Genomic DNA, 8,267 nt, shown 5'->3' on the forward strand with positions numbered 1-8,267 from the left:
GTGGGGCCGGCCCCCACCATCCCCCATCAATTGACGGGTTGGGTGGGGCCCTGCCCCACCAAAACGGCTTAAGTAAGTGCCATTCGGGTCAGAGTGCATTTGCCAGTTGTCTCTCTGTTCCCATAGGAGAACCGAGTGAATACGTGGCAGTAGTAATATTGTGGTTATTTGAGTTTGTTCGAGGCCTCAGAAAACAGGCATAATAGCAATTTCCTGTCGCCATTTTTCTCGGAGCTTGAGATGCCACAATACCGCTCACGTACAACGACCCAGGGCCGCAATATGGCGGGCGCACGCGCCCTCTGGCGGGCCACAGGCATGACAGATGATGATTTTGAGAAACCAATCGTTGCGGTGGCCAACTCATTTACCCAATTTGTACCTGGCCATGTTCATCTTAAGGATCTGGGGCAGTTGGTGGCCCGTGAGATCGAAGCGGCCGGCGGTGTTGCAAAGGAGTTCAATACCATCGCGGTAGATGACGGTATTGCCATGGGGCATGGTGGCATGCTCTATTCACTGCCATCCCGGGATATAATTGCTGATTCTGTTGAGTATATGGTCAATGCTCATTGTGCAGACGCGCTGGTCTGTATCTCCAATTGCGACAAGATTACCCCCGGCATGCTGATGGCGGCAATGAGATTGAATATTCCTACGGTTTTCGTCTCCGGCGGACCCATGGAAGCCGGTAAGGTCAAACTTCAGGGGCAGGAGCAAGAGCTGCATCTTGATTTGGTGGATGCCATGGTATCCGCTGCCAATCCTCTGGAGTCAGATGAGAATGTTGCTCAGATCGAGCGTTCCGCTTGTCCGACCTGTGGCTCTTGCTCAGGTATGTTTACTGCCAATTCGATGAATTGTCTTACCGAAGCATTGGGACTCTCTCTGCCAGGCAATGGTTCACTGTTGGCAACCCATGCTGATCGCGAACAACTTTTTCTCGAAGCAGGTCGCCTGGTGGTGGATTTAGCCCGACGTTGGTATGAGCAGGATGATGCAACCGCCTTGCCTAGAGAGATTGCGACCTTCCAGGCATTTGAGAACGCGATGAGTCTCGATATTGCGATGGGTGGATCGACCAATACTGTATTGCACCTGCTTGCCGCGGCCCATGAAGCGGGGGTCGATTTCACCATGACAGATATTGATCGCTTGAGTCGTCTGGTGCCAAATCTTTGTAAGGTTGCCCCTGCTACTCAACAGTATCATATGGAGGATGTTCATCGGGCTGGTGGTGTGATCGCCATCCTGGGTGAGTTGGATCGGGCTGGCTTGATCAAGCGTGATGTACCCACGGTGTATGCGAAAAGTCTCGGCGATGCTTTGCAGAGCTGGGATGTGATTCGCACTCAAGAGGAGCAGGTTCAGACGCGTTATCTGGCTGCTCCTGGCGGTGTGCCGACTCAGGTGGCATTTAGTCAGCAGGCTCGCTGGCCGGCACTCGACTTGGATCGCGCTGCAGGTTGTATTCGGGACTTAGAGCACGCCTACTCAAAAGATGGCGGCCTTGCCGTACTCTCTGGAAACCTGGCTGAACAAGGGTGTATCGTGAAGACGGCCGGGGTTGATGAATCGATCCTCAAATTTTCAGGGCCTGCAAGACTTTTCGAAAGCCAGGATGCTGCGGTTGATGCGATCCTCAATGACCAGATTAACGAAGGTGACGTGGTGATTATCCGCTATGAAGGCCCTAAAGGCGGGCCTGGAATGCAAGAGATGCTCTACCCCACCAGTTACCTGAAATCGAAAGGGCTGGGTAAGCATTGTGCCCTGATCACTGATGGCCGGTTTTCCGGTGGTACATCCGGACTCTCCATCGGTCACTGCTCACCTGAGGCGGCTGAGGGGGGTAATATCGGCTTAGTGGAGGAGGGGGACAGAATCGATATCGATATTCCAGAGCGATCAATCCAGGTTGCAATCAGTGATGAGGTGTTGCGCCAACGACGCGAAGCAATGGAGGCGCTCGGTGATTCGGCATGGAAACCAAAAAATCGCGATAGACAAGTCTCTCAAGCCCTCAAGGCTTATGCTGCGCTGACGACTTCTGCTGCTCGTGGTGCAGTCAGGGATGTATCGCAACTGGATTGATGCATAAGATTTTATTGAGCGTAAATATGCCATGAAAAGGTCATGGGTTGGCGTGGTACTCCACACTGTCTTGATTTGGCAGCTGGGTTGCAGTGGCGGAGATCCCACTGCAACAGATCCTGAGTTGATTTTTAAAGATGGCTTTGAGAATTCACTGGAGGAAATAGAGCTACTGGCCGATGGTGGCGTCATGGTTCGCGGATTCAGCGCCTGGCTGAAAATTCTTCCCAAGCAGACTGATATTCGTCTGCGAAATGAGGCCGACTACCAGAATGTGGATTGTCAGGTACAGGCGGCATGGTTTCTGGAAGTTACCGGTGATGAGACTCTTTCCAAATACCAGAGTCATTTGAGTTGTCAGCAATATAGTGACAATCGTTTTGATTTCGATAACGGCCGATGGCTAGTGACCGATAACAGTAGTGGAATTGTCTACTATCGGGTATGGAAGCTGAATCGATGAGTTTCAAGAACCTTTGAGTAAGTCATGTATCGACATCAAACCTGCAAAATGCAATCTTTCTGGGTTATGGTCTCTCATGAGTGATGGTCTGCTCGTTTCAGGGCTATCTAAAGGTTCTTTAAAAGACGCACTTGAAGAGGAGGCTGAGTAGTGACATTCGATCTTCGGCAGTGCTATCTGTTTACCCATCTGGATGATCAGCAATTCAGCAAAGTGGAGCAGATGGCCCGTGAGGTAAAGCTCTTGGATGGCCAGCTCTATTTTCGGGTTGGCGATCCTGCCACGCACTTTTTTCTGGTGACAAGTGGGCAGGTCAAGCTAACTCGGCTGTCGCTGCAGGGTCAGGAGAAAGTTATCGAGATCATATCTCCAGGGCAGACCTTCGCTGAGGCATTGATGTTCGGTGAAGAACCCGATTATCCAGTCAATGCCCTGGCCATGGGGGAGACCCATCTGCTTAGTTTCGAAAGTGAGCCTTTTAAGGAGCTGTTGCGTGGTTCAGTCGAGACCTGTTTTCATCTGTTGGCTGACTTGAGCCATCGCTTGCGGATGCTGATCCGTGAAATTGATGAGCTGACACTGCAAACTGCAAGCTGTCGTGTTGCCAGTTTTCTCTGGAATCACTGGAGTCTTGTCAAAGAGCAGGGTGACAGCATTGAGTTGCAGGTCCCTAAAGGGGTAATCGCCTCCCGGCTATCAGTGACACCAGAGACCTTTTCCCGAATTCTGCATAATCTGAGTGATCATGGGGTGATTCGGGTGGATGGAAGCCGGGTTGATATTCTTGATGATGAGGGGCTGCAAGCCTTCGCGGGTGTTACTAAAGGGGCGGTTCAACTTCAGGCGCCTGCAGAAAAGGAGTGATCGTCTTCGATTTAAGGGGCAAATGGATATTCATGATGATTTTCCTCATCACTCAATCACTATTTCTCTCTCAGTAGGCGGGGGTTGGTTTGAATCTGTAGGATAGATGAGACATTCCAGGCCCAGGCCGGTTATACTGTAACGTTTTCTTACCCAATAATGAGTTACGCAACACCATGAAGGATAGTTACCCCTTTCCTATAGCCCGTATTGGCTTGGTAGGCGGTGGTCAGCTTGGTCGTATGATGGTCAAAGCGGCTAAGCGCCTGGGCTGCACCTGTGTCGTTCTGGATCCCTATCCAAAGTCGCCTGCTGGTCAGGTTGCCGGAGAGCAGATCATTGGCGGCTACCACGATCCTGCCAAATTGAGAGAATTGGCGGAATCCTGTGATGTGGTGACCTATGAGCTGGAAGACATTGATACTGAGACCTTGCGTCAACTGGAGCTAGAGGGACATAAGATCAATCCTGCTCCTGCTCTGCTCTCCACCCTGCAGGACAAGCTGACACAGAAGCGGTTCCTCAGTCAGGCGAATATTCCTACAGCTGAATTTATAGAGATGGCAGAACCGAATCTGGCCGACTTTGAATCCTTTGGTTTTCCTTTGGTACAGAAAGCCAGGCGTGGCGGCTACGACGGTCGTGGGGTCTCAGTGATGTTGGATGCTGATGCGTTCAATGCTCATCTACCTGTACCATCTCTGGTTGAGCGTTTTATCGAGGCTGACAAAGAGTTGGCTGTGATGGTTGCTCGTCGCGCCAATGGAGATTGCGTGGCTTACCCAACAGTGGAGATGTGCTTTCGCGCAGGTGAAAATGTTCTCGATCTGTTGCTCTGCCCCGCCAAGGTGGATAGAGCTATTGCTCAACAGGCTGAGGCGCTGGCTATGCGTACCATCAATGCCCTCGAGGGGGTAGGTATGTTTGGTGTTGAGTTGTTCTTGACTGCAGATGGCGAACTGTTGGTGAATGAAATTGCACCAAGAACCCATAACTCAGGTCATCACACCATTGAGGCCTGTATAACAGATCAGTTTGAGCAACATCTACGTGCCGTACTCGATCTGCCTCTGGGATCAACAGAGCAGTTGGCCCCAGCAGCTATGATCAATCTCCTGGGTGAGGCGGATGCTGTTGGCACACCGGTTTTCAATGGCTTGCAGGAGGCTTTGGCCATTCCTGGCGTCTGTCTCCATATTTACGGCAAAGCCGAAGTTAAACCTTTTCGGAAAATGGGACACGTGACTGTTATCGATCAGGATCTGGATAGTGCTCGAACTAAAGCCGAGCAGGTACGGGATATAATTCAAATTTGTGGGGAGCAGCATCCATGAGCAAACCTATCGTTGGCATCATAATGGGTAGTGATTCAGATCTGCCGGTGATGCAAGAGGCCGCAAAGCAACTTGAGGCGTTTCAGATACCTTATGAGATGACCATTGTCTCGGCTCATCGTACCCCGGCAAGACTATATGAATATTCCCAAAGTGCGGAACAGCGTGGTTTGCAGGTTGTAATCGCAGGTGCAGGTGGTGCTGCCCATTTGCCTGGCATGGTGGCGTCTATTACACCCTTGCCCGTGATCGGTGTGCCGGTTAAGTCTTCTGCCTTGAGTGGAGAGGATTCGTTGCTCTCTATCGTGCAGATGCCCCCAGGAGTTCCTGTGGCGACAGTGGCAATCAATGGTGCGAAAAATGCGGCTATTCTGGCGACTCAGATGCTCGGAGCCACTGATCTCGAAATGCGACAAAAAGTTAAGGATTACAAGCAATCACTGGAAACCATGGTACTGGGTAAGGTTGAAGTGATGGAGAAGCAGCAGGATTCCAGTTGCTGATTTTTTTGCCGGGTACGACCCAGCCGCACCTCAGGATATCTTTAGAAAGTAACCTGGATGAAGTGCAACGGAATCCGGGAAGTTTAGCGCACCATTCAACAATCACAAGCGTGGTGGAGTACCAATAAATTCAACTGTTTTGACTATAGAGAGCAGTTACTGACAGTTCAGGTTCATCCTCATACGCCACGGGGTCAGCCCATCGAAATCAACTTGAAAAACCGGGGTTTTGCCCCATCTTATGGTTATTAATAGAAGATTTTTGGAGTAATACCCCATGAGAATGGATCGTTTGACCAGTAAATTTCAGATGGCTCTGGCAGATGCCCAGAGCCTTGCTGTCGGTCGGGATCATCAGTTTATCGAGCCTGTACACCTGATGAGCGCCATGCTCGATCAGGAGGGTGGTACTGTACGCCACCTATTGGCGCAATCCGATGTCAATATCAATCAATTACGCTCCAGTCTGAGTGCTGCTACCGAACGTCTCCCAAGCGTCGAGGGCGCAGCCGGTGACCTGCATATTTCCAATGAACTGGGGCGGCTGCTCAATCAGACCGATAAATTAGCACAACAGCGTAATGATCAATATATTTCCAGTGAGCTGTTCGTTCTCGCAGCTGTCGAGGATAAGGGCGAACTGGGCGAAATGTTGCGCAATGCCGGGGCTGCCAAGGAAGCCCTTGAGAAGAGCATTGAGAAGATGCGTGGTGGCCAGAAAGTAGACGACCCGAATGCGGAAGATCAGCGTCAGGCACTGGAAAAATACACCATTGATCTGACTGAGCGGGCAGAGCAGGGCAAACTGGATCCTGTTATCGGCAGGGATGATGAAATTCGTCGAACCATACAGGTTCTGCAACGCCGGACTAAGAATAATCCGGTACTGATCGGTGAACCTGGTGTCGGCAAAACAGCAATTGTTGAGGGATTGGCTCAGCGAATCGTCAACGGCGAAGTTCCTGAAGGGCTGAAAACCAAGCGACTGCTCTCTCTCGACATGGGGTCTTTGATCGCAGGGGCTAAATTTCGTGGTGAATTCGAGGAGCGCCTGAAGGCAGTACTCAATGATCTCTCCAAGCAGGAGGGGCAGATTATCCTCTTTATCGATGAACTGCATACCATGGTTGGCGCCGGTAAGGCCGAAGGGGCAATGGATGCCGGTAACATGCTGAAGCCTGCATTGGCTCGGGGTGAACTGCATTGCGTGGGTGCCACCACCCTGGATGAGTATCGACAATATCTTGAGAAAGATGCCGCCCTGGAACGTAGATTCCAGAAAGTGTTGGTGGAAGAGCCCAGTGTCGAGGATACGATAGCCATCCTGAGAGGCTTGAAGGAGCGCTATGAAGTGCACCATGGAGTAGATGTCACTGATCCGGCAATCGTTGCCGCAGCAACCCTCTCCCATCGTTACATCACCGATCGTCAGCTACCCGATAAAGCCATCGATCTGGTGGATGAGGCTGCATCTCAGATACGCATGGAGATCGACTCCAAGCCTGAGGAGATGGATCGTCTTGAGCGTCGTCTGATTCAGCTGAAGATTGAGCGTGAGGCACTGAATAAAGAGTCTGATGAGGCCTCAAAAAAGCGACTGGCCGATCTGCAAGCACAAATTGAACGGTTGGAGCGGGAGTTCTCTGACCTGGAAGAGATCTGGAAATCGGAAAAAGCAGCACTGCAGGGGACAACTCATATCAAGGAGTCCCTGGAGCGGGCCCGACTGGAGTTGGAAACTGCCCATAGGGCTGGTGATCTGGCACGTATGTCAGAGCTTCAGTATGGGCGGATTCCGGAACTTGAGAAACAGCTCGATATGGCAACCCAGGCTGAGATGCAGGAGATGAAACTGCTGCGAAACAAGGTCTCAGAGGAGGAGATTGCTGACGTGGTCTCCAAGTGGACAGGCATTCCGGTCTCCAAGATGTTGGAGGGGGAACGGGATAAGCTGTTGCGTATGGAGGAGGAGCTGGGTAGGCGGGTAATAGGACAGCAGGAGGGTGTGAGAGCCGTCAGTGATGCCATACGCCGATCAAGAGCAGGGCTTTCCGATCCCAATCAACCCAATGGTTCATTTCTGTTTCTTGGCCCGACCGGTGTAGGTAAAACAGAGCTGTGTAAATCTCTGGCAGAGTTTCTCTTCGATACAGAAGAGGCGATGATCCGTATTGATATGTCGGAATTCATGGAGAAGCATTCAGTCGCACGCTTGATTGGCGCACCACCAGGTTATGTAGGCTATGAAGAGGGTGGCTATTTGACTGAAGCTGTCCGACGCAGACCCTATTCAGTGATTCTGCTTGATGAAGTGGAGAAGGCGCATCCTGATGTGTTCAACGTGCTACTGCAGGTACTTGATGATGGTCGGCTCACAGATGGTCAGGGGCGCACAGTAGACTTTCGCAATAGTGTGATTGTGATGACCTCGAATCTGGGTTCCCAGATCATTCAGGAGATGGCCACTGAGGATCAGTACGATCAGATGAAGGCATCGGTGATGGAGACAGTACAACAGAACTTCCGTCCTGAGTTTATCAACCGGGTCGATGAGATTGTTGTCTTTCATCCTCTGGGTGAGGAGCAGATACGCGCGATTGCCAGTATTCAGGTTGACTACCTTCGTCAACGTCTGGCCGATAGTGATATGGTGTTGTCTGTTTCAGATGCGGCGCTCGACCTCCTGGGTAAGGCTGGTTTTGATCCTGTATATGGTGCTCGACCCTTGAAGCGGGCGATACGCCAGCAGCTTGAGAATCCATTGGCACAGGAAATTCTCTCCGGTCGGTTTGGACCCGGTGATATGATCGAAGTGGATACTTCTGGTGACGGATTGATTTTTCAAAAAAGGCAGAAGATCAGTGTTGCATGATTCAGCTGCTATCCATTGCAAGCGCTGTGGCTTGAATAGTTCCATCGCTATACAGCTGAGTTAATCGAGATTATTACGCATTTGGTGGGGCATGGCCCCACCCTACACCCTGAGTTCAACGGTAGGGTGGGGCCATG

General features: G+C 51.2%; 6 protein-coding genes. All 6 read left to right on the top strand.

The features are described from left to right. The first annotated feature begins 240 nt into the window (after positions 1-240). The 6 genes from ilvD to clpB all read left to right on the top strand — a co-directional run bounded on the left by ilvD (position 241) and on the right by clpB (position 8,130). On the top strand, positions 241-2,094 hold the full coding sequence (ilvD, locus tag AC4IE7_RS01165) for a dihydroxy-acid dehydratase (protein WP_490774968.1): 1,854 nt from the start codon (positions 241-243) through the stop codon (positions 2,092-2,094). A 31-nt stretch (positions 2,095-2,125) separates the two neighbouring features. Continuing rightward, positions 2,126-2,557, top strand: a complete 432-nt coding sequence (locus AC4IE7_RS01170; RefSeq protein WP_490774969.1) for a hypothetical protein — start codon at positions 2,126-2,128, stop codon at positions 2,555-2,557. 150 nt (positions 2,558-2,707) lie between these two features. Continuing rightward, positions 2,708-3,421, top strand: coding sequence for a Crp/Fnr family transcriptional regulator (locus AC4IE7_RS01175; protein WP_490774970.1), 714 nt, complete (start codon positions 2,708-2,710; stop codon positions 3,419-3,421). A gap of 176 nt (positions 3,422-3,597) precedes the next feature. Next, on the top strand, positions 3,598-4,755 hold the full coding sequence (gene purK / locus AC4IE7_RS01180) for a 5-(carboxyamino)imidazole ribonucleotide synthase (RefSeq protein ID WP_490774971.1): 1,158 nt from the start codon (positions 3,598-3,600) through the stop codon (positions 4,753-4,755). Next, complete coding sequence (purE, locus tag AC4IE7_RS01185; protein WP_490774972.1) at positions 4,752-5,258, top strand: 5-(carboxyamino)imidazole ribonucleotide mutase; 507 nt, start codon at positions 4,752-4,754, stop codon at positions 5,256-5,258. The genes purK and purE overlap by 4 nt, the downstream gene beginning before the upstream one ends. A 277-nt stretch (positions 5,259-5,535) precedes the next feature. Next, entirely contained in the window at positions 5,536-8,130 is a 2,595-nt protein-coding gene (clpB, locus tag AC4IE7_RS01190) for an ATP-dependent chaperone ClpB (RefSeq protein ID WP_490774973.1), read from the top strand. Positions 8,131-8,267: the final 137 nt, after the last annotated feature.

The sequence above is a fragment of the Candidatus Thiodiazotropha sp. AKAK3 genome, from assembly GCF_058244645.1.

Excerpts from the sequence above, each read along its gene's own strand:
- ilvD (WP_490774968.1), top strand. The coding sequence starts at position 241 with ATGCCACAATACCGCTCACGTACAACGACCCAGGGCCGCAATATGGCG.
- AC4IE7_RS01170 (WP_490774969.1), top strand. The coding sequence starts at position 2,126 with ATGAAAAGGTCATGGGTTGGCGTGGTACTCCACACTGTCTTGATTTGG.
- purK (WP_490774971.1), top strand. The coding sequence starts at position 3,598 with ATGAAGGATAGTTACCCCTTTCCTATAGCCCGTATTGGCTTGGTAGGC.
- purE (WP_490774972.1), top strand. The coding sequence starts at position 4,752 with ATGAGCAAACCTATCGTTGGCATCATAATGGGTAGTGATTCAGATCTG.
- clpB (WP_490774973.1), top strand. The coding sequence starts at position 5,536 with ATGAGAATGGATCGTTTGACCAGTAAATTTCAGATGGCTCTGGCAGAT.